At 55.0% G+C, this 23,196-nt stretch carries 20 protein-coding genes; 13 read left to right on the forward strand and 7 right to left on the reverse strand.

Annotated elements, in window-relative coordinates; genetic code table 11:
* The first annotated feature begins 38 nt into the window (after nt 1-38).
* The 4 genes from dnaT to opgB all read left to right on the forward strand — a co-directional run bounded on the left by dnaT (nt 39) and on the right by opgB (nt 4,346).
* Nucleotides 39-578: a primosomal protein DnaT gene (gene dnaT, locus MUU47_RS07090; protein WP_258987475.1), complete on the forward strand. Its 540-nt coding sequence runs from the start codon at nt 39-41 to the stop codon at nt 576-578.
* A 2-nt stretch (nt 579-580) separates the two neighbouring features.
* Nucleotides 581-1,318 (forward strand): replicative helicase loader DnaC, encoded by a 738-nt coding sequence (gene dnaC / locus MUU47_RS07095; RefSeq protein ID WP_159761806.1) that lies wholly within the window; start codon nt 581-583, stop codon nt 1,316-1,318.
* Between the two features lie 60 nt (nt 1,319-1,378).
* Nucleotides 1,379-1,870, forward strand: coding sequence for a YjjA family protein (locus MUU47_RS07100; protein WP_258987476.1), 492 nt, complete (start codon nt 1,379-1,381; stop codon nt 1,868-1,870).
* Between the two features lie 184 nt (nt 1,871-2,054).
* On the forward strand, nt 2,055-4,346 hold the full coding sequence (gene opgB, locus MUU47_RS07105) for a phosphatidylglycerol--membrane-oligosaccharide glycerophosphotransferase (protein ID WP_258987477.1): 2,292 nt from the start codon (nt 2,055-2,057) through the stop codon (nt 4,344-4,346).
* Nucleotides 4,347-4,460: 114 nt separating this feature from the next.
* On the opposite strand, the gene tsr is transcribed toward opgB, so the two are convergent.
* Nucleotides 4,461-6,128, reverse strand: a complete 1,668-nt coding sequence (tsr, locus tag MUU47_RS07110) for a methyl-accepting chemotaxis protein (RefSeq protein WP_258987478.1) — start codon at nt 6,126-6,128, stop codon at nt 4,461-4,463.
* Between the two features lie 200 nt (nt 6,129-6,328).
* On the opposite strand from tsr, the gene MUU47_RS07115 reads away from it, so the two are divergent.
* Nucleotides 6,329-7,192 (forward strand): MurR/RpiR family transcriptional regulator, encoded by an 864-nt coding sequence (locus MUU47_RS07115; protein ID WP_258987479.1) that lies wholly within the window; start codon nt 6,329-6,331, stop codon nt 7,190-7,192.
* Here the strand turns inward: MUU47_RS07115 and MUU47_RS07120 are convergent.
* From MUU47_RS07120 to MUU47_RS07140, 5 genes are all read right to left on the reverse strand, one after another.
* Nucleotides 7,189-7,794: a 2-dehydro-3-deoxy-6-phosphogalactonate aldolase gene (locus MUU47_RS07120; RefSeq protein WP_258987480.1), complete on the reverse strand. Its 606-nt coding sequence runs from the start codon at nt 7,792-7,794 to the stop codon at nt 7,189-7,191. The genes MUU47_RS07115 and MUU47_RS07120 overlap by 4 nt on opposite strands.
* Nucleotides 7,781-8,656 (reverse strand): 2-dehydro-3-deoxygalactonokinase, encoded by an 876-nt coding sequence (locus tag MUU47_RS07125; protein WP_258987481.1) that lies wholly within the window; start codon nt 8,654-8,656, stop codon nt 7,781-7,783. Before MUU47_RS07125 ends, MUU47_RS07120 begins: the two co-directional genes overlap by 14 nt.
* A 2-nt stretch (nt 8,657-8,658) precedes the next feature.
* A complete protein-coding gene (locus MUU47_RS07130; protein ID WP_258987482.1) occupies nt 8,659-10,146 on the reverse strand; it encodes a sodium:solute symporter family protein in 1,488 nt (495 codons plus the stop codon).
* A gap of 176 nt (nt 10,147-10,322) precedes the next feature.
* On the reverse strand, nt 10,323-10,715 hold the full coding sequence (locus MUU47_RS07135; RefSeq protein ID WP_258987483.1) for a RidA family protein: 393 nt from the start codon (nt 10,713-10,715) through the stop codon (nt 10,323-10,325).
* A 2-nt stretch (nt 10,716-10,717) separates the two neighbouring features.
* Entirely contained in the window at nt 10,718-12,166 is a 1,449-nt protein-coding gene (locus MUU47_RS07140; protein ID WP_258987484.1) for an N-acyl-D-amino-acid deacylase family protein, read from the reverse strand.
* A 201-nt stretch (nt 12,167-12,367) separates the two neighbouring features.
* Between MUU47_RS07140 and MUU47_RS07145 the strand changes: the two genes are divergently transcribed.
* From MUU47_RS07145 to MUU47_RS07165, 5 genes are all read left to right on the forward strand, one after another.
* Nucleotides 12,368-13,588 (forward strand): amino acid deaminase, encoded by a 1,221-nt coding sequence (locus MUU47_RS07145; RefSeq protein WP_258987485.1) that lies wholly within the window; start codon nt 12,368-12,370, stop codon nt 13,586-13,588.
* 258 nt (nt 13,589-13,846) lie between these two features.
* Entirely contained in the window at nt 13,847-16,000 is a 2,154-nt protein-coding gene (locus MUU47_RS07150; RefSeq protein ID WP_258987487.1) for a carbon starvation CstA family protein, read from the forward strand.
* Between the two features lie 48 nt (nt 16,001-16,048).
* Complete coding sequence (locus MUU47_RS07155) at nt 16,049-16,252, forward strand: YbdD/YjiX family protein (protein WP_110510653.1); 204 nt, start codon at nt 16,049-16,051, stop codon at nt 16,250-16,252.
* A gap of 10 nt (nt 16,253-16,262) precedes the next feature.
* Complete coding sequence (gene yjiA, locus MUU47_RS07160) at nt 16,263-17,225, forward strand: GTPase (RefSeq protein WP_258987488.1); 963 nt, start codon at nt 16,263-16,265, stop codon at nt 17,223-17,225.
* 264 nt (nt 17,226-17,489) lie between these two features.
* The gene (locus MUU47_RS07165) at nt 17,490-18,185 is read left to right on the forward strand and encodes a hypothetical protein (protein ID WP_258987489.1); all 696 of its coding nucleotides are present in this window, start codon (nt 17,490-17,492) and stop codon (nt 18,183-18,185) included.
* A gap of 253 nt (nt 18,186-18,438) precedes the next feature.
* On the opposite strand, the gene MUU47_RS07170 is transcribed toward MUU47_RS07165, so the two are convergent.
* Complete coding sequence (locus MUU47_RS07170; RefSeq protein ID WP_258987490.1) at nt 18,439-19,794, reverse strand: esterase-like activity of phytase family protein; 1,356 nt, start codon at nt 19,792-19,794, stop codon at nt 18,439-18,441.
* Nucleotides 19,795-20,127: 333 nt separating this feature from the next.
* Between MUU47_RS07170 and xapA the strand changes: the two genes are divergently transcribed.
* From xapA to MUU47_RS07185, 3 genes are read left to right on the forward strand one after another with little or no spacing between them, the layout of a single operon-like run.
* Nucleotides 20,128-20,961, forward strand: a complete 834-nt coding sequence (gene xapA, locus MUU47_RS07175; protein ID WP_258987491.1) for a xanthosine phosphorylase — start codon at nt 20,128-20,130, stop codon at nt 20,959-20,961.
* 45 nt (nt 20,962-21,006) lie between these two features.
* Nucleotides 21,007-22,206 (forward strand): MFS transporter TsgA, encoded by a 1,200-nt coding sequence (tsgA, locus tag MUU47_RS07180; RefSeq protein WP_258987492.1) that lies wholly within the window; start codon nt 21,007-21,009, stop codon nt 22,204-22,206.
* Nucleotides 22,207-22,262: 56 nt separating this feature from the next.
* A complete protein-coding gene (locus MUU47_RS07185; RefSeq protein WP_258987493.1) occupies nt 22,263-23,165 on the forward strand; it encodes a LysR family transcriptional regulator in 903 nt (300 codons plus the stop codon).
* Nucleotides 23,166-23,196: the final 31 nt, after the last annotated feature.

The raw sequence follows: 23,196 nt of genomic DNA on the forward strand, positions 1-23,196 counted from the left end.
CATGTTATACCTGTCGTCGTTTTGTTTGAGTAATTGCTATGTCCTCCAGAATTTTAACGTCCAGCGTCATTGGGATTGATGCGTTTCTGCGCGATCCTGACGGCGTGTTAAACAATGCCGAAAACGGTGCTATCGCGGTGTTTGCCAATAATGCACCGGCGTTTTACGCCATTGCGCCCACTCGCCTGGCACAACTGCTTGAACTGGAGGCTACACTCTCCCGACCGGGCAGTGACGTGGTGCTGGATGGTCAATTCTTCGACGAGCCGACGACCGCACCGGTTGCGGTGCCAATGGGCAAATTCGCCATGTATACCGACTGGCAGCCGGATGCTGATTTTCAGCGGATGGCCGCACTGTGGGGCATCTCGCTGACGCAGCCCGCCACGCCGGAAGAGCTGGCCTCTTTTACCGCCTACTGGCAGGCGGAAGGCAAAGTGTTCCATCACGTTCAGTGGCAGCAGAAACTGGCGCGCAGCCTGCAAATCGGGCGCGCCAGCAACGGCGGGCAGCCGAGACGTGATCTCAACACGCTCTCCGAACCCGATAATCAAATTCCCCCAGGTTTCCGAGGTTAATAATGAAAAATGTTGGTGATCTGATGCTGCGCCTGCAGAAAATGATGCCGAAACATATTGAACCGGCATTCAAAACGGGTGAAGAGCTGCTTGCGTGGCAAAAAGAACAGGGCCAGCTACGTTCCGCCGCGCTGGAACGTGAAAACAGGGCGATGAAAATGCAGCGGACGTTCAACCGCTCCGGCATTCGTCCGCTGCACCAGAACTGTTCCTTTGATAACTACCGCGTGGAGAGCGATGGACAAATGAACGCATTATCCAAAGCGCGTCAGTACGTCGAAGAGTTCGACGGCAACATCGCCAGCTTCATCTTTTCTGGTAAACCCGGCACCGGTAAAAACCATCTGGCGGCAGCCATCTGCAATGAGCTGCTGCTGCGCGGGAAATCAGTGTTAATCATCACCGTGGCCGACATCATGTCCGCGATGAAAGACACCTTTACTAACCGCGAAACCACCGAAGAAAAGCTGCTAAACGATCTGAGCAATGTCGATCTGCTGGTGATCGATGAGATCGGCGTTCAGACGGAATCGCGCTACGAAAAAGTGATCATCAACCAGATTGTCGATCGCCGATCCTCGTCAAAACGTCCGACCGGTATGCTGACCAACAGCAACATGGACGAGATGAATAAGCTGCTGGGCGAACGGGTTATGGATCGTATGCGTCTGGGCAACAGCCTGTGGGTGATTTTCAACTGGGACAGCTATCGCAGTCGCGTGACGGGCAAAGAGTATTGAGATTTTTCCGAACCCGGGCAGCGCTATACTGGCCGGGTTTAAGCCAACTGAGAAAAACCGATGAATACTGCTAAACGTCTTCTTTGCACCGCCGCGCTGACCAGCGCCCTGATCTCCACCAGCACCTTCGCGATTTCCCTGAGTGACACGCTTTCCAGCGCCGCCAGTGAACTGAGCGGCTCAAGCTCTTCTACATCAGGTACAACTTCACTGTCATCGCTGACCAGCCTACTTAACGGCAGTGGTACAGCGTTGAGCGCCGACAACATGAACAACGCCGCGGGTATTCTCAGCTACTGTGCCCAACAGAAACTGACCTCCGTTACCGATACCGAAAACGTGAAGAACCAGGTGCTGGATAAACTGGGCCTGGACACGGCTCCGGAACAGAAAGCCGATACCAACTATATGGACGGTATTCAGGGCCTGCTCAACGCTCAAAACGGCCAGCAGCTGAACCTGAGTTCACTGGGTGATTCCGAGCTTGGAAAACAAGTAAAAACCAAGGCTTGCGATCTGGTGCTCAAACAAGGCGCTAATTTCCTCTCCTGATCCGCGCTAAAGACCCGCACACACCGGATGTGAGCGGGTTAAAAACCCCCCACTTCTAATCTAATTCTGAATCAGCGCACATTTTAATGACGCTATAATTGCAGCCATATGGCACTGCCATTACAGTGTAGGGTCAAAAAATAGTGTCGGGTCAGCGGATGGCCTGTGTGACTGAGGATGTGCTGTGTCCGAGCTTGTGTCTATTGCTCTGTTTCTCGCTTCTGTGGTGGTTTATTCATGGAAAGCAGGACGTAATACCTGGTGGTTTGCTTCCATCCTGATGGTGCTTGGCCTTTTTGTGGCCCTGAACCTCACCCTCTACGCCAGTGACTACTTCACCGGCGACGGCATTAACGATGCCGTGCTCTATACCCTGACCAACAGCCTGACCGGCGCGGGTATCAGCAAATATATCCTGCCCGGCATTGGCCTGGTTCTGGCGCTTGTTCTGGTCTTTGGTGGACTCGGCTGGGTGCTACGCCGTCGTCGCCATCATCCGCATCATCTTGGCTACAGTGTCCTGGCGCTGGGGCTTGCTCTCGCGTCAGTGGATGCCAGCCCGGCATTTCGCCAGATAACCGAACTGGTAAAATCCCAGTCCCGCGATGGCGATCCGGACTTTGCCGCCTGGTATAAAGAGCCGTCGAAAACCATTCCGAATCCGAAGCTGAACCTGGTGTATATCTACGGTGAAAGCCTCGAGCGCACCTATTTTGATGATAAAGCGTTTCCGAACCTGACGCCGGAACTCGGTAAGCTCAAAAACGAGAGCATCGATTTCAGCCACACCTTGCAGCTGCCGGGTACCGATTACACCATCGCCGGAATGGTCGCTTCCCAGTGTGGTATTCCGCTGTTTGCGCCGTTCGAAGGCAACGCCTCGGCCTCAGTCTCGAGCTTCTTCCCGCAGAATATTTGTCTCGGCGACATCTTGAAAAACTCCGGTTACCAGAACTACTTTATGCAGGGTGCTAACCTGCGTTTCGCCGGGAAAGATGTATTCCTGCAATCGCACGGGTTTGATCATCTGTACGGCGCGGAAGAGCTGAAAACCCTCGTTCCGGACCCGAGTTACCGCAACGACTGGGGCTTCTACGACGACACGGTTCTCGACGAAGTGTGGAAAAAGTACGAGGAGCTGTCCAAATCCGGCCAGCGCTTCTCGCTGTTCACGCTGACGGTCGATACCCATCACCCGGATGGATTTATCTCCCGCACCTGCTCCCGCAAAAAGTATGAGATTGGCGGTAAAACCAACCAGTCATTCAGCGCGGTGACCTGCAGCCAGGAACACGTGGCGGCGCTTATCGAAAAAATCAAAGCCTCGCCGTACTTTAAGAACACGGTAATTGTGGTGTCGTCTGACCATCTGGCGATGAAAAACACCGCCTGGGATTACCTCAACAAGCAGGATCGCAATGACCTGTTCTTCGTGATTCGTGGCGATAAGCCGCAGCAGGAAGTGATGGGCGTGAAGCGCAGCACCATGGATAATGGGGCGACAGTGCTGGATATTCTTGGCGGCGATAACTTTATCGGCCTCGGACGCAGCAGCCTGTCCAGTCAGTCGCTGGCGGAAGTGTTCCTCAACATGAAAGAGAAAGTACTGGCGTGGAAGCCGGACATTATTCGCCTGTGGAACTTCCCGAAATCGATCAAAGATTTCACCATCGACGAGCAGAAAGGGATGATTGCGTTCTCCGGATCGCACTTCCGTCTGCCGCTGTTGCTGCGGGTGTCAGATAACCGCGTGGAGCCGCTGCCTGAAAGTGAATACTCCGCCCCGCTGCGTTACCAGCTGGCAGATTTCGCCCCGCGCGACAACTTCATGTGGATTGACCGCTGCTACAAAATGGCCCAGCTGTGGGCGCCGGAACTGGCTCTTTCTACCGACTGGTGCGTGTCTCAGGGCCAGCTTGGCGGCCAGCAAATCGTGCAGCACGTCGATAAAGCCCAATGGAAAGGTAAAGCCGCGTTTAAAGATACCGTTATCGATATGGAGCGCTATAAAGGCAACATCGATACTCTGAAAATCGTCGATAACGACATTCGTTATAAAGCGGACAGCTTCATCTTCAACGTCGCCGGTGCGCCGGAAGAGGTCAAACAGTTCAGCGGGATTTCACGCCCGGAAAGCTGGGGCCGCTGGTCTAACGCACAGTTGGGCAATGAAGTGAAGATTGAGTACAAAACGCCGCTGCCGCCGAAATTCGACCTGGTGATCACCGCCAAAGCCTATGGCGAAAATGCTGACAAACCGATTCCGGTGCGGGTCGGAAACAGCGAACAAACGCTGACCCTGGGCAAAGACGTCACCACCACCACGCTGCATTTCGACAACCCGACGAACAGCAATCTGCTGACCATCGCGCCGCCGGATCCTCAGACCACCAACGAGGGCAATATTCTCGGCCACGCCCCACGCCAGTTGGGGATTGGGATGGTGGAAATCAAAGTGGTGAAATCGGAAGGGTAAAATCAAGGGGGAGCTTAAGCTCCCCTCTTTTTTGCCCGCTGGCGCGATGCAGACCGGACCTACACAATCAGGTTTGGTAGGCCCGGCAAGCCTGCGCCGCCGGGTATTTGCGTATCAGAAGGTTTCCCAGTTCTCACCGTTTTCAGTCGCTGCGGCTTTACGCAGAGTCTTAACCGGCACACTGGTTTTCGGGGCTGATGACTCACGCCTGGCCGTCAGCTGCGACTGCTGAATACGAAACACCGCTACCGCCTGCGTCAAACGACTCGCCTGCTCTTCCAGTGCGGCAGCTGCCGAAGCGGACTCTTCCACCAGCGAGGCGTTCTGCTGCGTCACACGATCCATCTCGGCCACCGCCAGGCCCACCTGATCGATACCCCGGCTCTGTTCGTCAGATGCCGACGCGATTTCACCCATGATGTCGGTCACGCGGGTTACCGCATTCACGATTTCGTCCATGGTTTCACCGGCACTTTCCACCAGCGTGGAACCGATATCAACCCGGCTCACGGAGTCTTCAATCAGGCTCTTGATTTCACGTGCCGCCTGGGCGCTGCGCTGCGCCAGATTACGCACTTCACCGGCGACCACCGCAAAACCACGGCCCTGCTCTCCGGCACGTGCGGCTTCTACCGCAGCGTTCAACGCCAGGATGTTAGTCTGGAAAGCAATGCCGTCGATAACGCTGATAATGTCGGCAATCTTCTGCGAACTACTGGTAATATCGCGCATCGTTTGCACCACATTATCCACCACTTTGCCGCCCTTCTGCGCCGTTTCCGATGCGCTCAGCGCCAGATGGCTCGCCTGACGGGCGTTTTCGGCGTTCTGTTTCACCGTCGCCGTCAGTTCTTCCATGCTCGCGGCCGTCTCTTCCAGAGAAGCGGCCTGCTGTTCGGTACGGGAGGAGAGATCGTTATTGCCCATCGCAATTTCGCTGGCACCGCTGTAAATCGCATCGGCACCATTACGTACTTCGCCGACGGTACGCACCAGCTCGCTCTGCATATGGCGCAGAGAATCCGCCAACTGGCCCATTTCGTTGCTGCCATGCACGTCGATAGGCTTCACCAGGTCTCCCCCAGCAATATGACGAATACTGTCGATCACCCGCGTCAGCGGTTGGATCAACGTTTTGTGGATCCCAAGCCAGACCACAACGATCACCGCCAGCACCGCGATCAGTACGCTTACCAGCACCCAGATCGCCTGAGTGTATGAGCTACCGTTATCTTTTACTGCCAGTTCGTAAAGATGATCGTTTTGCTGGAAATACGTCACATAGGCTTTCTCGAAGCCATCCTGATAGCCCTGGGTCGGCTGATCGAAGAAGTCGTTGATCTTACCCGCACCGAGTAGCTGGATAAGCTCCGCCAGCGCGCCGTGATAGATATCGTAATTGCGTTTAATGTCGAGCGCGGCCGCTTCACTCTGGCGTGGATCGCGCGGCTGGGCTTCGTATTCTGCCCAACGCTTTTCCGCATCATTGAGAGAAGCGGTGGCGACCTTCATCAGATCCGCCACGGTCGCGCCGCTGCCGATATTGTTCTGATCCATCATATAGCGGATCCCGGCGCGGTTGAGGGTGTTACGGGTTTGCAGGAGTGCGACCCAGCTACCGTTCAGCGTGGCCTGCTGCTGGCGGATGGTTTGCAAAACGGTGAAGTTTTCTTTGTCGTGTTTCAGCGCGTTAAAGAACAGACCGCCGGATGTCAGTTGTAAAAGGCCAAATATGACCAAAACCAGCACGAGGCTGGTCACAATTTTAATACGGTTTAACATGTTGTCTCTATACCAGTGGGAAGTTAACAGTTATTCGGCCTGAAAAGAGAAAACTTTAAGGAAATTCCTGCTGTATCACATTTACGACACGTACTTTCACTGGCGCATTTCACTATCTGCGTCTACCGCACCGCCGGGCTGCGATACACCCTAAATTATGGTACAAAGTATCATTCATAATTGATTGGTTGATACTGCATATGGCCTGGACAATCGACATCATCTCCTGCATCACCGACCGCTTTATGAGTCTGACGGCCACTGAAAAGCGCATCGCTCAGTTTATTCTCGACGATGTCGCCAGTGCCGCCGAACTGCCGATCGCCGAACTGGCGCGCTTGACCCATACCAGCCAAGCCTCCGTCACCCGCTTTGCCCGCGCGCTGGGTTGCAAGGACGTGCGCGAACTAAAGCTGAAACTGGCGCAGTCGCTGGCGGTCGGTCAGCGTTTAATTCTCGACGTTCCGGATCTCGAAGGGGTGCAAGGAATTTACGAATCCATCATTAGCGTGCTGGAAACTAACCGTCGCGCCCTCAACGCCACGTCACTCAATCAGGCGGTGAGCTGGTTGAGCAATGCCCGGCAGATCCTCGCCATTGGCATGGGTGGGGGGTCCACTATTTGCGCGCAAGAGATACAGTACCGCCTGTTCCGCCTCGGCCTTCCGGTGGTAAGCCAGAACGACGGGCTGTTGGTTCGCATGATGTGTTCATCGGTGACGCCGCAGGACGTGGTCGTGGCGCTGTCGCTGGGCGGATACACCCCCGAAATTACCGAAAGCGCCGCGATTGCCCGGCAATATGGGGCGAAGGTGATTGCCATAACGCCGGAAGATACCCCGCTCGCGGAGCAGGCCGATCTGGTGCTGCCGCTGCTGGTGAGGGAAAACGACTACATCTTTAAGCCCAGTACCTCGCGTTATGCGATGCTGGCGATGATCGATGTGCTCGCCACCGAACTGGCAATGGCGAACAAGGCGCAGGCCAAAGATCGTATGCGCCGTATCAAACTGGTTCTCGACAGCCATCGCGGCGGCGCTGACCGCCAACCGCTTGGCGATTAATGCGCCGCGTGCCAGGCCTGCATAAACCGTCGCGCCTGCTGGCGCGTCTGTTCAACGGTCTGCCCGGCGCGATACAAGTCACTGCCCAATCCCGCGCCTGAACAACCCGCCGTCAGATAATCTGACAGGTTATCCGGTGTAATGCCTCCCACCGCAAGTACCGGAACCTCCGGCGGTAACACCGCTTTGAGTGCCGATATGTAGGCAGGCCCAAACGCCGACGACGGGAAAATCTTCAGCCACTGCGCTCCGGCCTCCAGCGCCGTAAACGCCTCGGTGGCGGTGGCGCAACCGGCGCACACCAACATGCCATTTTCCACCGCGCGACGAATGACCGCAGGTTGGGTATTTGGGGTCACCAAAAGCCTGGCTTTGGCGTTCACCAGCGTCGTCACCTGCGACACGTTCAACACGGTGCCTGCACCAATCATCGCCTTCTCATCAAAACGGGCAACCGCCTGGGGGATGCTGCGCTGCCAGTCCGGGGAATTAAGCGGGATTTCGATATAACGAAAACCCTCTTCGATCAGCGCCTCGATATGGGAATCGGCTTCCTGCGGCGTGATGCCGCGCAGGATAGCCACCAGCTTAACGTCGTGCATCGATAATCCTCCCTATTCCCTGTAAGAATGCCTCTTGCGCGCCGCATTCGTTGACCGCGATATCCAGCCGGGCAAACGCCTGCCGGTAGCGCGGGCTCAGCACCTCACTCGCCACCAGCGTTATCTGCTGCGGCTGATACTGCCGTGTTAGCATGGCCACTTCTGCGCCAATCAACAGCCCCGAGAGAGCATCGCTCACCGCCGTTTTTTCCAGCACGCCCAGTACCCAGGCCGCGCGGGTAGCGAAGAGCTGATTGACCAACGAAGGCATATTCAGCCCTCTCTCCAGTCCCTGCACAAATGCGGTTTCATCAGGCTGCTGAGACGGTAGCCCTTTACCAATCAGCGAGTGGTTCATCAATAAATGATGCAGTTCACCGGTCATTGCCGTGTCAAAACGCGTGACCTGCCCTCCGCCTTCAACGCTGATCCATTTACTGTGGGTGCCCGGCATCACGTAGCAGTGAGAAGGAGCCAACTGCATCGCACCGAGCAGCTGGGTCTCTTCACCGCGCATCACGTTATACTCCCCGTCTTGCGCCCATTTCAGGCCAGGCACAATCCAGACCTGCTCTGCCACTTCGCAGAGCTGTTCCCCGACCCGGTGGAGCGATACCGGGCACGGCAGATATCCTGCCAGACGCCAACCGGCTTCACTGCCAATCATTCCAGCCATCAGCACCGGGAGCAGAGCCTCCTTTCGCCACGGGCCAATATGGCGGGCGAACAGTTCAGGTGCTTCTCCTGCGGTCATCTGCGTTACGCCACAGGGCACATTCAGCGTATCGATGCAGGTCCCACTTTCTATAAGCCAGGCCCGCAGGTGCGTGGAACCCCAGTCAACGGCGATATAGCGTTCCATTGTTAGCCCTCCGACGGCTTGCGCTTACCAATCGGCAGCGGCGGCGGTGTCGGCTGGCTTTCACGTTCGCGGGTGATCATCTCCAGCGCGTCTTCACGACTCATGCTGCTGGCAGGGGTTATCAGCGTCACACCGACACCTGCAATCAGGCTCGTCAGCACCGACGGCAGACAAGGGTTGCCCCAGAAGGCCATCCAGCTGCTGTCCATCAGCACCACCATCGAGGCAATCGCACCACCGGCCAGGGCGGCGACTGCACCCTGCCAGTTAAAGCGCGTCCAGAAGCGACCGAGCATCGTGCAGATAAACATGCCGGACATAATCATGGAGATCATTTTGGTGATGTAGCTGATGATGTCGTTGGACGTCAGAGCAAAGACCAGCGCCAGAGCGATAACAACCACGAGGAAAATCCGTGACGTGCGAATCGCCTTTTCCGGCGCGGGCATGTGCCCGGTGACAAGGGTGTAGAGATCGCGCAGCATAATCGACACCGCGGCAATCGCATCCGAACTGCCGGAGGACATATTGGCCGACATCCCGGCAATCAGCACCGCCATTGCCAGCACCGGCGGCAGGACCTGAGTCGCAAACAGGAAAGCGAAACCGCTGTTTGCAAGCTCGGGGTTCATGGTCCAGACCGCCATGCCGATAATTGCAGGCAGGAATGAAAACATCAGGTACAGCAGGCCCGTGATAGTGAAGGACTGACGCACCGAAGAAACGGTCTTTGCGGAGTAAATACGCTGACGATAAGACGGCGTGGCCAGCACGCCGACGGCTATAACCAGCGCCAGTGAAAACGCGGGTAACGCACCGAGTTTATCGACAGCAAACAGGCTTTGTGCCGCCGGATCTACCGCCTGTTGAATATGGCTCCAGCCACCGACATGTTGCACCGCCAGAACCGCCATCAGAATAAAACCAACGAACAGTACAATAGACTGAATCGTATCAATCCACACCACGGCGGAATATCCACCGATGCCAACATAAACAATAAATGCAAAGGCAATAATAACCTTGGCGACATTAATATCAATTCCACTGGCCCACGCAAGATATAATCCGCCACCCAATATATGGGCACCAAGCCAGCCAATAGAAGCGATAAATATCAACACGGCGACCAGGTTCTTTATTATTTTGCTGCCACCGGTGTAATAAGACATCTCTTCGCTCATGGTCATAAAGCGGAATTTACGCACCGGCGCAAAGAGCCACGCCACCAGCAATATACCGACCGCACCGCCCAGACCATACAGCATTCCGGCCCAGCCGTTGATATAACCAAACCCTACGGCACCCACGCTCGATCCCGTGCCAACCATGGTGCCCACCGTGGAGCCCAGCGTCAGGATCATCGGCAATGAGCGCCCGCCGAGCAAGAAGTCGTCCCCGGTTTTTTGGTGTCTGGAAACATACCACCCTAGCGTAATCATGGCGCAGGCGTATATGCTAAACCAAATCAGAAATGACATACTGTTCATAATTCACATCCAATATCAGAAATAATATCCGGCGTTGCAAATATTATGCGTTAACGTGATGGCCACCTGAAAAAAGGTGTAGAAAGGCCAAGAGTACTTTCAGATAACATTCCGAAAATGTACCGCTTTTACATTTTTATAATTGACGTAGGCCCCCTTAGTTGAGGGCCGCTGGCTTATATCCGGGAAGCGTTATAACAGGTCACATCGACTTCGACTTTACAGTCGACGACTAAATCCGCGACACAACAAATACGCGCCGGGGGATTTTCGCCAAAGAATTCACGGAACACTTTGTTAAACGACTGGAAATAACGTGAGTCTGTGAGGATCACTTTAACGTGCACAACGTCTGCCAGGGTATAGCCCGCTTCGCTCATGATGTCGACGCAGTTCTGAATGGCCAGTCGGGACTGATCGACAATGCCGCCTTCCACCACTTCGCCATTTTTCATCGGGGTCTGACCGGAAACATACAGCCAGCCTCCCGCCTCCACTGCGCGTGCGAAAGGCAGGTGCTGACCACCGGTGCCCGTTCCGCCTTCTACGCCATAACGTTTAATGCTCATCTTCACTCCTTCATCGTGTCCTGACGTCGCAAGAATCGCCCTGCGCGCCCGATAATACGTTTATCGCTACCATAACTCATTACGCCGTTCACCATCACCGCGTCAATCCCTGCCGCCGGTTGTTTCGGGTCAGAGAAGCTCGCTACATCGCGTACCGTCTGCGGATCAAACAGCACCAGATCGGCGTAATAGCCCACTTTTACCAGTCCTCGTTGCGGCAGCTGAAAACGCGCCGCCGACATACCGGTCATCTTATGCACCGCCTGGGTCAGCGGAAACAGCTGCTCATCACGGCAATAATGGCCCAGCACACGCGGGAACGCGCCCCATAAACGCGGATGCGGCATCGGATCATTCGGCAAGCCGTCGGAGCCGATCATCGTCACCGGATAGCACATCACCCGCCGCACGTCCTGTTCATCCATGTTGTAGTAAATCGCCCCCGCAGGCATCAGCTGCAGTCCAGCCTCATGCAACGACAATTTCCAGCCATCTGCAATTTGTTGCAGCGTCTGCCCGGCCACTTCCGGATGTGGCTCAGACCAGGTAATGACAATGTCGAACTCATCGGTAATTTGCTTCATATCTAGCGTCGAGGAGCTTGCCGAATACGGGTAGCAGTCGCAGGAGATATCCTGGTGCTGGCGCATCTTGTCGAAGAATGCCAGAGTCTCCTTTGTCCGCCCCCAATTCTTCGCCCCGGCGCATTTGTGGTGCGACACAATCACCGGCACTTTGCCGTGACGACCAATGCGGAAAGCTTCATCAAGTGCTTCAACAATAGGCTCAAATTCAGAACGCAGATGGGTGGTGTAAATCCCCTTCTCCGCCGCCAGCTCTTCTGCCAGCGCCATCACCTCTTCAGTGGATGATTGGTTCGCGCTGGCATAGGCAAGGCCAGTACTCAGGCCGAGTGCCCCCTGCTTTAGCGCCTCGCGAAGCTGCGTACGCATTCCGGCAATTTCACTATCGGTTGCGGTGCGAAACAGGTCATCCATATGGTTATTACGCAGCGCCGTGTGACCAATCAGCGTTCCGACGTTCACCACCGGACGCGCCTCTTCCACCGCGTGGGCATAAGCTTCAACGGTGGGATAGATGAAGTGCGGTTTCTCGCCCAGCAGATTCATTGGGTCCGGCACGTCACCTTTCATCACCGCCGTCGCCGCGCTAATCCCACAATTGCCCACGATAACCGTGGTGATGCCCTGGCTAATTTTCGGCAGGTATTCCGGGATACGAATAACGTTGATGTCATCGTGGGTATGCACGTCAATAAAGCCCGGCGATAGCACACGCCCCTGCCCCTCAACTACCTGCTCCGCCTCAACGTCGAGTGTTGTCGCAATCGCCACGATCCGCTCATCCTTAACGGCCACATCGGCGCGATACTGCGGACCGCCGCTGCCGTCTATCACGGTGACTTTTTTAAACAGCCAGTTCACCTTCATAATGCCTCGCTCTCATTCTGTTCTGCGGATAAGTTAACCATTTACAAGCCGTAAAAACAGTGAAAAACTACGCAAAGCGACTAACAAAAGATGATACTTTTATTCACAAACAAACCGTAAAATAACAAATAAAGATAAAATTCATAATGTTATAAATGATACAAACACATAACCACATTCAACACTGAGAAGGATAGTGAAATGAAATACCATTCCGATACGGTTATCCCTCACAAATCTGCTCTGCTCTTTTCCCCTGCCAACGTGCTGGCCGAAGACGTATGCCTGCCCGCCGCCGTGATTAAAAAGGCAGCACTGGAAAACAATATTCGCTGGATGCAGAGCTATGCCGACGCACGGGGTGTCTCGCTTGCGCCGCATGGCAAAACCACCATGACACCGTGGATTTTTCAGGCTCAGCAGGACGCTGGCACATGGGCGATCGGGGTGGGCAGCGCCTGGCAAGCCAGCGCCGCGATGGCCAGCGGTATTCAGCGCGTGCTGATGGTTAATCAGTTGGTGGGCAAAGCGAACATGCAGGTGGTGGCTCAGCTAAAACAACACTATCGCGAGACGGATTTCATCTGCTGCGTCGATAGCGAGGCCAACGTCAACGCGCTTTCAGCCTTCTTCGCGGCACAAAACCTGGTGCTGGATGTCATGGTCGAGCTCGGCGTGCCGGACGGGCGCTGCGGCTGTCGTACGATTGAACAGGGGCTGGCACTGGCGCAGAAAATTGCCCAACTGCCCGGTCTTCGCCTGCGAGGCCTGGAGCTGTATGAAGGCGTGCTGCACGGCGATAATCCGCAGCCACAGGTTGAAGCTTTGCTGCGCGATGCAGCGAAACTGGCCTGCGAGATGGCGCGCTACGTCGACGGTGAATTTATTCTGACCGGAGCAGGCACCGTCTGGTATGACGTGGTATGCAACATCTGGCTGGCCGCGGAAAAACCGCCAGAGTGCCGGATCGTTATCCGCCCAGGTTGCTACATCACCCACGATGCCGGGATCTATGACGAAGCTCAGCAACAGCTGAAAGCCCGCGACCGCGTGGCGTGCGATATTGGCGGCGATCTGACTTCCGCACTTGAGCTTGTCGCGATGGTGCAGTCGGTCCCCGAAAGCGACCGCGCGGTCGTTAATTTCGGCAAACGCGACAGCGCCTTCGATGCCGGACTGCCGCAGCCCGTCGCCCACTACCGACATGGCGAAGCGTTGACGTTTACGCCAGGCGCTATCACCAGCACCGGCATTATGGACCAACACTGTATGCTCAAACTGGCCGAGGGCTGCGATGTTCAGGTCGGCGATATCCTGGTGTTCGGTACTTCGCACCCGTGCCTGACGTTTGATAAGTGGAAAACGTTACTGCTGGTCGACGATGCCTATAACGTGGTTGAGGAACTGGACACGCTATTCTGATTGTCGAGCATGACCCTTGACCCTCTACCGCGGGGAGAGGGTCAAATTACGTTGTGATCTCAATCACATATTTAACCCTGCGCTCCACCAGCCCCAACCGCTCGCCTCCACAAAAGACCGCTTAACTGCCCATACAACCACTCACCCATTTTCCCCCTTCTGCACGCGCGAAGCTCTGGCACCATAGCTCGCAGCATCAATACCTCCAGAAGTCGTTGTAACACTTCACTCATTCTTATAAACGCCAGGTTTTGAACTATGGATATGAAAAAACTTCTCAAGCATGTGCCGTGGGCCATTATTGGAATCATCGGGGCGTTCTGCCTGTCGGTGGTGGCCCTGCGTCGCGGCGAGCACGTCAGCGCCCTGTGGATCGTGGTCGCCTCGGTCTCGGTGTATCTGGTGGCCTATCGCTACTACAGCCTGTACATCGCCCAGAAGGTGATGAAACTCGATGAGACCCGTGCCACGCCTGCAGTTATCAATAACGATGGTCTGAACTACGTCCCGACCAACCGCTACGTGCTGTTCGGGCACCACTTTGCGGCGATTGCAGGCGCAGGCCCGCTGGTCGGCCCGGTGCTGGCAGCGCAAATGGGCTACCTGCCCGGCACGCTGTGGCTGCTGGCAGGCGTCGTGCTGGCCGGGGCGGTGCAGGACTTTATGGTGCTGTTTATCTCCTCGCGCCGGAACGGTTCGTCGCTTGGCGAAATGGTAAAAGAGGAAATGGGCCGCGTGCCGGGCTCGATTGCCCTGTTCGGCTGCTTCCTTATCATGATTATTATCCTCGCGGTACTGGCGCTTATCGTGGTGAAAGCCCTCGCCGAAAGCCCGTGGGGCGTATTCACCGTCTGCTCGACCGTGCCAATTGCGCTGTTTATGGGGATCTACATGCGCTTTATTCGCCCCGGCCGCGTGGGCGAAATCTCGGTTATCGGCATCGTGCTGCTGGTTGCTTCCATCTGGTTCGGTGGCGTAATCGCCCACGACCCGTACTGGGGCCCGGCGCTGACCTTTAAAGACACCACCATCACCTTCGCACTGATTGGCTACGCGTTTGTTTCTGCGCTGCTGCCGGTGTGGCTGATTCTGGCCCCGCGCGATTACCTCGCCACTTTCCTGAAAATTGGGGTCATTGTCGGCCTGGCCCTCGGTATCGTTATCCTCAACCCGGAACTGAAAATGCCTGCGGTGACGCAGTACATCGACGGCACCGGTCCGCTGTGGAAAGGTGCGATGTTCCCGTTCCTGTTTATCACCATCGCCTGCGGTGCGGTATCAGGTTTCCATGCGTTGATTGCCTCCGGCACCACGCCGAAGCTGCTGGCGAATGAAAAAGATGCGCGTCTGATTGGTTATGGCGCGATGCTGATGGAATCCTTCGTGGCGATCATGGCGCTGGTTGCGGCGTCTATCATCGAGCCGGGCCTGTACTTCGCGATGAATACCCCGCCTGCGGGCCTCGGTATCACCATGCCGAACCTGCACGAAATGGGCGGCGAAAATGCGGCGATGATCATGGCGCAGCTGAAAGATGCCAGCGTTCACGCCGCGGCAACGGTCAGCTCTTGGGGCTTCGTTATCTCGCCTGAGCAAATCATGCAGACCGCGAAAGACATCGGCGAGCCGTCGATTCTGAACCGCGCCGGTGGCGCACCGACGCTTGCCGTCGGTATCGCCCACGTGTTCCACAAAGTCATGCCGATGGCCGACATGGGCTTCTGGTATCACTTCGGCATCCTGTTCGAAGCGCTGTTCATCCTCACCGCGCTGGATGCGGGCACCCGTGCGGGCCGCTTCATGTTGCAGGATTTGCTCGGTAACTTCGTGCCATTCCTGAAGAAAACCGACTCTCTGGTGGCGGGTATCGCCGGGACGGCGGGCTGCGTCGGCCTGTGGGGTTATCTGCTGTATCAGGGCGTGGTTGACCCGCTGGGCGGCGTGAAGAGTCTGTGGCCGCTGTTCGGTATCTCGAACCAGATGCTGGCGGCCGTGGCACTGGTGCTCGGCACCGTGGTGCTGGTGAAAATGAAGCGCACCAAATACATCTGGGTCACCGTGGTTCCGGCGCTGTGGCTGCTGCTGTGTACCACCTGGGCGCTCGGTCTGAAGCTGTTCAGCGCCAACCCGCAGTTGGAAGGCTTCTTCTTCATGGCTAACCAGTACAAAGCGAAAATTGCTGCGGGCAGCGCTGACCTGACTGCTCAGCAGATTGCTAACATGAACCACATCGTTATCAACAACTACACCAACGCGGGGCTGAGCATCCTGTTCCTGGTAGTGGTTTACAGCATCATTTTCTACGGCATCAAAACTTGTATGAAGGCGCGCGCTATCGACGCGCGAACCGACAAGGAAACGCCGTATGTTCCGGTGCCAGAAGGTGGCGTGAAAACCTCTTCACATCATTAACCGTATTCAGCCCCGCTCAGGCGGGGCTTTGTCTTATCAGGATGAATTATGTTTGGTAACTTAGGTCAGGCAAAAAAATATCTCGGTCAGGCGGCAAAGATGCTGATTGGCATCCCGGATTACGACAACTACGTCGAACACATGCAGACCAATCATCCGGATAAACCGTACATGACTTACGAAGAATTCTTCCGCGAGCGCCAGCAAGCGCGCTACGGCGGCAGTGGAGAAGGCGGCGTACGCTGCTGTTAAAGGAGAGACAATGAATCCGATCCCCGTCACCCTACTCACCGGTTTTCTCGGCGCAGGTAAAACGACCCTGCTGCGTCACATTCTCAACGCGGATCACGGGTTCAAAATTGCCGTGATCGAAAACGAGTTCGGCGAAGTCTCGATGGACGATCAGCTGATTGGCGATCGCGCCACACAGATAACCACCCTGACCAACGGCTGTATTTGTTGCAGTCGATCCAACGAACTGGAAGACGCGCTGCTGGATCTGCTCGACGGTCGCGATCGCGGCGATATCGAATTCGACCGGTTGATCATCGAATGTACCGGCATGGCCGATCCCGGCCCGATCGTGCAGACCTTTTTCTCACATGAGATCCTCTGCGAGCGCTACATGCTCGACGGGGTGATAGCCCTGGTCGATGCCGTTCACGCCGACGATCAGATGAATCAGTTCACGCTGGCGCAGTCGCAGGTAGGCTACGCGGATCGCATTCTGCTGACTAAAACCGACGTGGCGCAAGACTCAGAAAAACTCTGCGAGCGCCTGACGCGCATCAACGCCCGTGCACCGATTTACACCGTGACGCACGGTGATATTGACCTCGAATTATTGTTCAATACCAACGGCTTTATGCTCGAAGAAAACGTCATTCAGCCTAAGCCGCGTTTTCACTTTATGGCGGATAAGCAAAACGACATCTCATCGATTGTGGTCGAGCTCGATTACCCGGTCGATATCAGCGACGTTTCCCGCGTAATGGAAAACCTGCTGCTCGATTTCGCCGATAAGCTGCTACGTTACAAAGGGATGTTATGGATTGACGGCGAGCCAAACCGCCTGCTGTTCCAGGGGGTGCAACGCCTGTACAGCGCCGACTGGGACCGCCCGTGGGGCGACGAAACACCGCACAGCGTGCTGGTGTTTATCGGCGTTCAATTACCGGAAACAGAAATTCGTGCGGCATTTGCGGGGTTGCGCAAATCTGCCTGAGACAATGCCGTCGATAATGGCGGCATTATCATTTTTTAAATACTCAATACCCACCGAATAGTCCTGTTTATCATTTTATCATTACGCCATCGCATCTAACCTTCGATTAAAATATATAAACAGCCTCACTCATTCACTCCACCAATATATAAGAGGGCGTATTACCCTTTACATATCGTTATGCGTGTCGGCGCTATTGTCAGAATTATTGAAGATGTGTAACGTATGCACAAAATCTGGGCGTTTCGTATCAGGAAGATAATAATGTACAGCAACAAGAATATTATTGATGCTCTTCAAGTCAATAAGATCATGGCAGTCAAACTGGATGAGGCATTATCAGGGGTAAAGGATGACGTCCTGGCACAACTGGGAAGAATTAACGCCGGTGCAACTCGTCTTACCTATTACGCCTCATGCTTCACCGATAACTACCGGGATGTCTGCTCAAGGCTCAGAGATGAGGATGTTCGTTTTCTTTTTGGCATTGCTCAACTGGTGAAAAGAAGAAATGTTATTTTTGATATGATACATATGTATATTGACTCAATCATAAAATACAAAAGCTATGAAAGCATTCAGAATATAAAGCGGCATTTAATGAGACTAGGTGTTAAGATCTCCGTGACTAATGCGACCAACGAGGGATTAAGTTTTGCCATCACTACCGCGATTTGTTATGGCTTTGGCTTTAGACCTGCCGTACAAGGCAAACTCAATAAATATTCGATAGCGGCGTCGATTGCAAGCATCGCCGGGGTGTATGGCCTGGTACAAGAGGCAGCAAACTGTGCTAACCATATAAAAAAACACAACCCTTTATACTACCATTCGCTATATTCCGCTAAGCTTGAAATGATGTATTTTTTAATTGAGCCACTCATTCGTCAAGGAGAACTCACGAACAGAATATCAATCACTGATGAAGATGCCGCCAGACTCATTGCGAGGTTAGTATAATGAAATGTCTAAAAGAGTGGCTAAAAGGACAACTGGTTCTATTTTTTTTAACCTTCATCATACCAATCATTATTTTACTTTTTGGCGCATTGGTCAGTGAGTTTTTCCCCGATTATACATTATCTGCCACAGCAATTTTTATTGTTGCCCTTTACGCTTTTTTATTTTGGTGTGCCAGAAAAAACTAGCTCCAAGAGGGGCCACACTCCAGGATTATCAGGCGGTGCCCGGTCGCCTGATTGAAACAAACAAATTACAGCAGCGGTTCCGGCAGTGCCACCACCCATAACTCGCTATCAGACGCCGGTTTTTCCAGTGGTTTCACCGCAATCGTCGTCGCCACCACTTTATCCTCCACCGTCAGCTTGCCCTGCCCGCTTACGCGATAATCCTTCAGCTTTTTGCCCTCAACCGGCTGTTGCATCACGGTTTTCACTCCGAAATCATTGTCGTTCGCCACCGCCAGGGTTTTGCTGTCGATCAGCGCCAGGCCTTCGGCCTTTTCCTGCTTCCAGCCGAGTTTCCGCAGATCAACCGCCAGAGTTTTGCTCGCTAAAGTGATCCCGCGTTTCGCCAGTTGATCCGCGCTATCAAACTCCGGATATTCACCCGGCTTATCAAACGCCGCCAGATCGCTGGCCTGGCTCAGATCGACCTTGTAGATGTTATTGCGCATCACGTCATCTTTATCGCCGCCCTGCTCGATCAGCAGGATGTGGTCATTATCCAGCGCCACGATATCGCCGATTTTGGCATCGCTGTTTTTGCTGTAGACGTTATCAATCGGATAACCGTACATTGCGGTTTTACCGGTCGCCGGGTCAAAACTCACCAGACGGGTAAACAGGGCTTTCTTCTTGCTCTTGCCGTCAATATCCAGCGTGCTCTGCACGGCGGCGATAATGCGCCCATCCGGCATCCGGGTGATGCCCTCGAAGCCACGGTTTGGCTGGCGCCACTTGATGATATTCGGCAGACCACCGGCAATCGACTTTTCACCGTCCAGCGCCTGCGGGCCGTGCTTCGCGATGATTTTGCCATTGCCATCGACGTTAATCATGAACGGGCCATATTCATCACACAGCCAGAAACCGCCTTTGCCGTCCGGGGTGATGCCTTCGGTATCCAGCCCGCGGTTATCGCCCGTCAGCGTTTTCAGGGTATCACTCAGCGCCACTTCGTTGGTCGATCCAATCACCCCACTTTGCAGCGGAAGACCGTTGATATTGCCTTTCTCATCATGCAGCGGACGCAGATGGGTCGCTTCGGCTTTGCCGTTTTCAACACGAATGGACATCAGTAACGGCGTAAAGTCTGGGGTAACAAAAATTTTCGCTTCGTTCTTACCCACGCTCGGCGAATCAGCGTTCGGGCCGCGATCCGTTACCGTCGCAAACGTCAGCGCATCGCCTTGCTTACCGGTAAACAGTAAACCAGAGCCAATCCCCACCGGTAAACCGTTCGCAAACGCGCTGGAAAACGCACCGCTGTAATTGACGTGTGAGCCTTCAGGAAAACTCACCACAAAGCGCTCCGCGGTGGGCTCCGCTGCAAAGGATGAGAGAGAAAGGGTACTGCCAACCACCAGAGAAATAAGTTTAATTTTCATGTTGTTGTCACCTTTTTATGAATGTGAAACACCATAAGAATGTGACATGACAGAAAGATGACGGGAAGGTGACAGAATGAGGATCCCCACTCTCAATTTCGTTCGCGAATGAGCACACCAGTGAACTCCATCACACTTCCGCCATGTGCTTTTCCGCTATCAGTCCCTCCCTGTCAGGCAACCGCATCGTAACGCATTGAAATACCGTTGAGCTGCTCTATGCCTACGCCAATTCATTCGAAAAAAACTATCAATAACCCCTACTATCCAATTGGATTCCAAATCACTCATTTCTCAGAATGGATGTATATCCCAAAGCATTCAGGAGTTTTTATGTCTCATTCCGTGATTAACAATACCCCCTACGAAGCCGTTGAAATCATTAATGCCGTTAAGCCAGGTTTTACACCGCGCATCGCGTTTATCCTCGGCTCCGGCCTTGGGTCGCTGGCCGATAAGCTCGACAACAAGACCGTCATCTCTTACGAAAAACTGCCCGGCTTCCCGGTAAGCACCGTGATTGGTCATGCGGGCGAAGTCGTGATGGGCTCGCTGCACGGCGTGGACATCATCTGCATGAAGGGTCGCGGGCATTTCTACGAAGGCGTCGGGATGGGCATCATGACTCACGCGGTGCGCACCTTTAAGCTGCTCGGCTGTGAATTTATGTTCTGCACCAACGCAGCTGGTTCACTCAATCCGACTATCCCTGCCGGAAGCCTGGTGGCGCTGAACGACCACATCAACACCATGCCGTCTACGCCGCTGGTCGGGCCGAACGACGATCGCTTTGGCCCGCGTTTCTTCAGCCTCGCCAACGCGTATGACAAAGACCTGCGCGCAAAACTGCAGCACACCGCGGGTAATTTGGGCCTGACGCTGCACGAAGGCGTTTTCGTTTCCTATCCAGGACCGAACTTCGAGACCGCAGCAGAAATTCGCATGATGCAAAACATGGGCGGCGATGTAGTCGGCATGTCGGTCGTGCCGGAAGTTATCGTGGCGCGCCACTGCGGCCTGAAGGTGCTGGCGGTATCGGCGATCACCAATATGGCGGAAGGCCTGAGCGACGTGGAACTGTCTCACGAACAAACCCTGAAATGCGCGGCGATGGTCACCGATGATTTCATTCGCCTCATTAGCCAGTTCGTGAAGAGCTGCCGCTAAATTCCCGTCCAGCGGCGGGCGCTCGGCCCGCCAGGAGAAGTGCAGATGTCAGAAAATTACTCTCGCGGTAATCTGAACGCGATTTCGTATCTGAGCTATTACTTTGTCGGCGCGCTGGTGTCGACACTCGGCATCGTCCTCGGCCCGCTGTGCGCCGCGTTCAACAAAGATCCGAGCTTTATCGGCCAGGTCTTTACGTTGATGAATATCGGCATGTTCGTGCCGATTATGCTCGGCGGTATCCTGATGAAAAAATGGGGTCTGCAAAAGCCGCTGGTGATCGCCGCCGCGCTGACCATCCTCATCAGCGCCCTGCTGTTCGTCACTCCAACGCTGACCATGTTTAGCGTGGCGGTCGCTATTATCGGCGCCTGCGGCGGTATTTTCATGACCATCGGCAGTTACCTGGTGGTGCGTATCAATCCGGATGAGAAAAGCCGTTCGTCGAGCCTGATTTTCACAGACTTCTTCTTCAGCCTGGCCGGTGCCACGCTCTCGTTCCTGTTGGCGTGGCTGTTCAAAATGGGTGCAAGCTGGATTGCGATGTACGGCATTATGGGCGGCCTCGGCGTGCTGATGCTGCTGCTGACGCTACGTAGCCGTTACCCCGCTACCGAAGCTCCGCTGGACACGCATCAGGATGCCGTGACTCACGAACCGTGGGGCCGCTCGGTATGGTTGTTATGTGCCGCGCTGTTCCTGTTCCTGTTGGCTGAACCGATTTTCACCCTGTGGACACCTGGCTACCTGCAATGGCGCTTCCAGTTATTACCAGAACAAGCGGCGCTGTATACCACCGTCTATTGGGTGACGAAAGCGACCGGCCTGTTCCTCAACCAGTTCACCGTGAAATGGATGAAGCTGCGCACCTTCCTGCTGATGTGTACCGCCGTCGGGCTGGGCTCGATTGCGCTTATCAGCAACAGCACCAATACCACGCTTATCTTGATTGCCTGCGGCGCGTTTGGCTTCTTTAACTCCGGCCTGTTCTCCGGCCTGATGAGTTACGGTTCGTTGCAGGTCAGTCGCAGTTCGCCGACCCTGATTTCGGCGCTGCTCACCTGCGGCACCGTGGGCACGCTGCTGTTCGCCACTGTCTCTTCGCTGGTCAACAGCCATTACGGCCTGCACGGCGCGGTCAATGCATCCACCTGCGCGTATGCGCTGTTGATGGTGACGCTGCTCGCCGCCATTGCCTGCAGCAAAGCAGAACGCCTGCATCAGGGCGAGGCGGTCGCGGTTTGACAGCCTTGCGGGAGGGTTGCATCATACCGCCACCCTCCTTCTTTTCGGTGCCCGGCATGCTCGATCCCCAGGCTAATAGCCGCGTTCGTTTGCGGATGTTGCGTTACTTTCAAATCCTCGCCGACGAGCTGCATTTTGGCCGGGCCGCTGCCCGGCTAAACATCTCCCAGCCGCCGCTCAGCATGCAAATCAAAGAGCTTGAGGAGACTCTCGGCGTTGAATTGTTCGAACGATCCAGCCGTAAAGTCGCATTAACTCACGCCGGAAAAGTGCTGAAAGCGGAGGTCGATAAACTCCTCAGTGCCACCGAGCAGTCGCTGAACTACGTGCGCCAGATTGGTCGCAGCGAGAAACAGCACATCAACATCGGCGTTATCGGCAGCGCGATGTGGGGGCCGTTACTGACGCGCATGAAGGTGTTTCGCGAAACCAATCCGGACGTGAACTGGGCGCTGCATGAGTTGGGGCAGCAGGAGCAAACCGAAGCTCTGCGCGCGCGAACCATTGATATCGCCATTAACCGCAACGTTATCCCGCATGTGGAAGCGAAGATCCGCTGTCAGCTGTTTGCCCGGGAGGCAATATGCGTGGCGGTGCATGAGAGCGATCCGCTGTGCGCTCACGCCACGGTTTCCCTGAAAGATCTGGCCGATCGCGCCTTTATCTCGCTTTCCTTCAACCGCAGTGATTTCGCCCGTCAGGTGTATGACAACTGCCTCGAGCTGGGCGTGTCGCCGCTGATCACCCATCAGGTTTTTGAACCACAAACCGCGTTGGCACTGGTCAGCACCGGAAACGGCATATCACTGCTGCCCGAATCCTGCGCGCTTATCCACTGGCCCGGCGTGGCTTTTTTGCAACTCGAAGAGTCGATCCCCGCCGATCTCTACGCGCTGTGGTACGACGAACCGTTGCCGGATCTTTTCGCCCGCTTTTTACAGGCGCTGCGCGACGAATAACGGCCTGCCGCCGTGTGACGCATTATTCAGG

It is taken from the genome of Scandinavium hiltneri (assembly GCF_024764835.1).
In the GTDB taxonomy this organism is placed as follows: Bacteria; Pseudomonadota; Gammaproteobacteria; order Enterobacterales; family Enterobacteriaceae; genus Scandinavium; species Scandinavium hiltneri.

Excerpts from the sequence above, each read along its gene's own strand:
- MUU47_RS07130 (WP_258987482.1), bottom strand. The coding sequence starts at position 10,146 with ATGAACAGTATGTCATTTCTGATTTGGTTTAGCATATACGCCTGCGCC.
- MUU47_RS07165 (WP_258987489.1), top strand. The coding sequence starts at position 17,490 with ATGTACAGCAACAAGAATATTATTGATGCTCTTCAAGTCAATAAGATC.
- dnaC (WP_159761806.1), top strand. The coding sequence starts at position 581 with ATGAAAAATGTTGGTGATCTGATGCTGCGCCTGCAGAAAATGATGCCG.
- yjiA (WP_258987488.1), top strand. The coding sequence starts at position 16,263 with ATGAATCCGATCCCCGTCACCCTACTCACCGGTTTTCTCGGCGCAGGT.
- MUU47_RS07120 (WP_258987480.1), bottom strand. The coding sequence starts at position 7,794 with ATGCACGACGTTAAGCTGGTGGCTATCCTGCGCGGCATCACGCCGCAG.
- tsgA (WP_258987492.1), top strand. The coding sequence starts at position 21,007 with ATGTCAGAAAATTACTCTCGCGGTAATCTGAACGCGATTTCGTATCTG.
- MUU47_RS07115 (WP_258987479.1), top strand. The coding sequence starts at position 6,329 with ATGGCCTGGACAATCGACATCATCTCCTGCATCACCGACCGCTTTATG.
- dnaT (WP_258987475.1), top strand. The coding sequence starts at position 39 with ATGTCCTCCAGAATTTTAACGTCCAGCGTCATTGGGATTGATGCGTTT.
- xapA (WP_258987491.1), top strand. The coding sequence starts at position 20,128 with ATGTCTCATTCCGTGATTAACAATACCCCCTACGAAGCCGTTGAAATC.
- MUU47_RS07125 (WP_258987481.1), bottom strand. The coding sequence starts at position 8,656 with ATGGAACGCTATATCGCCGTTGACTGGGGTTCCACGCACCTGCGGGCC.
- MUU47_RS07185 (WP_258987493.1), top strand. The coding sequence starts at position 22,263 with ATGCTCGATCCCCAGGCTAATAGCCGCGTTCGTTTGCGGATGTTGCGT.
- MUU47_RS07150 (WP_258987487.1), top strand. The coding sequence starts at position 13,847 with ATGGATATGAAAAAACTTCTCAAGCATGTGCCGTGGGCCATTATTGGA.
- MUU47_RS07140 (WP_258987484.1), bottom strand. The coding sequence starts at position 12,166 with ATGAAGGTGAACTGGCTGTTTAAAAAAGTCACCGTGATAGACGGCAGC.
- MUU47_RS07155 (WP_110510653.1), top strand. The coding sequence starts at position 16,049 with ATGTTTGGTAACTTAGGTCAGGCAAAAAAATATCTCGGTCAGGCGGCA.
- MUU47_RS07135 (WP_258987483.1), bottom strand. The coding sequence starts at position 10,715 with ATGAGCATTAAACGTTATGGCGTAGAAGGCGGAACGGGCACCGGTGGT.
- MUU47_RS07170 (WP_258987490.1), bottom strand. The coding sequence starts at position 19,794 with ATGAAAATTAAACTTATTTCTCTGGTGGTTGGCAGTACCCTTTCTCTC.
- MUU47_RS07100 (WP_258987476.1), top strand. The coding sequence starts at position 1,379 with ATGAATACTGCTAAACGTCTTCTTTGCACCGCCGCGCTGACCAGCGCC.
- MUU47_RS07145 (WP_258987485.1), top strand. The coding sequence starts at position 12,368 with ATGAAATACCATTCCGATACGGTTATCCCTCACAAATCTGCTCTGCTC.
- tsr (WP_258987478.1), bottom strand. The coding sequence starts at position 6,128 with ATGTTAAACCGTATTAAAATTGTGACCAGCCTCGTGCTGGTTTTGGTC.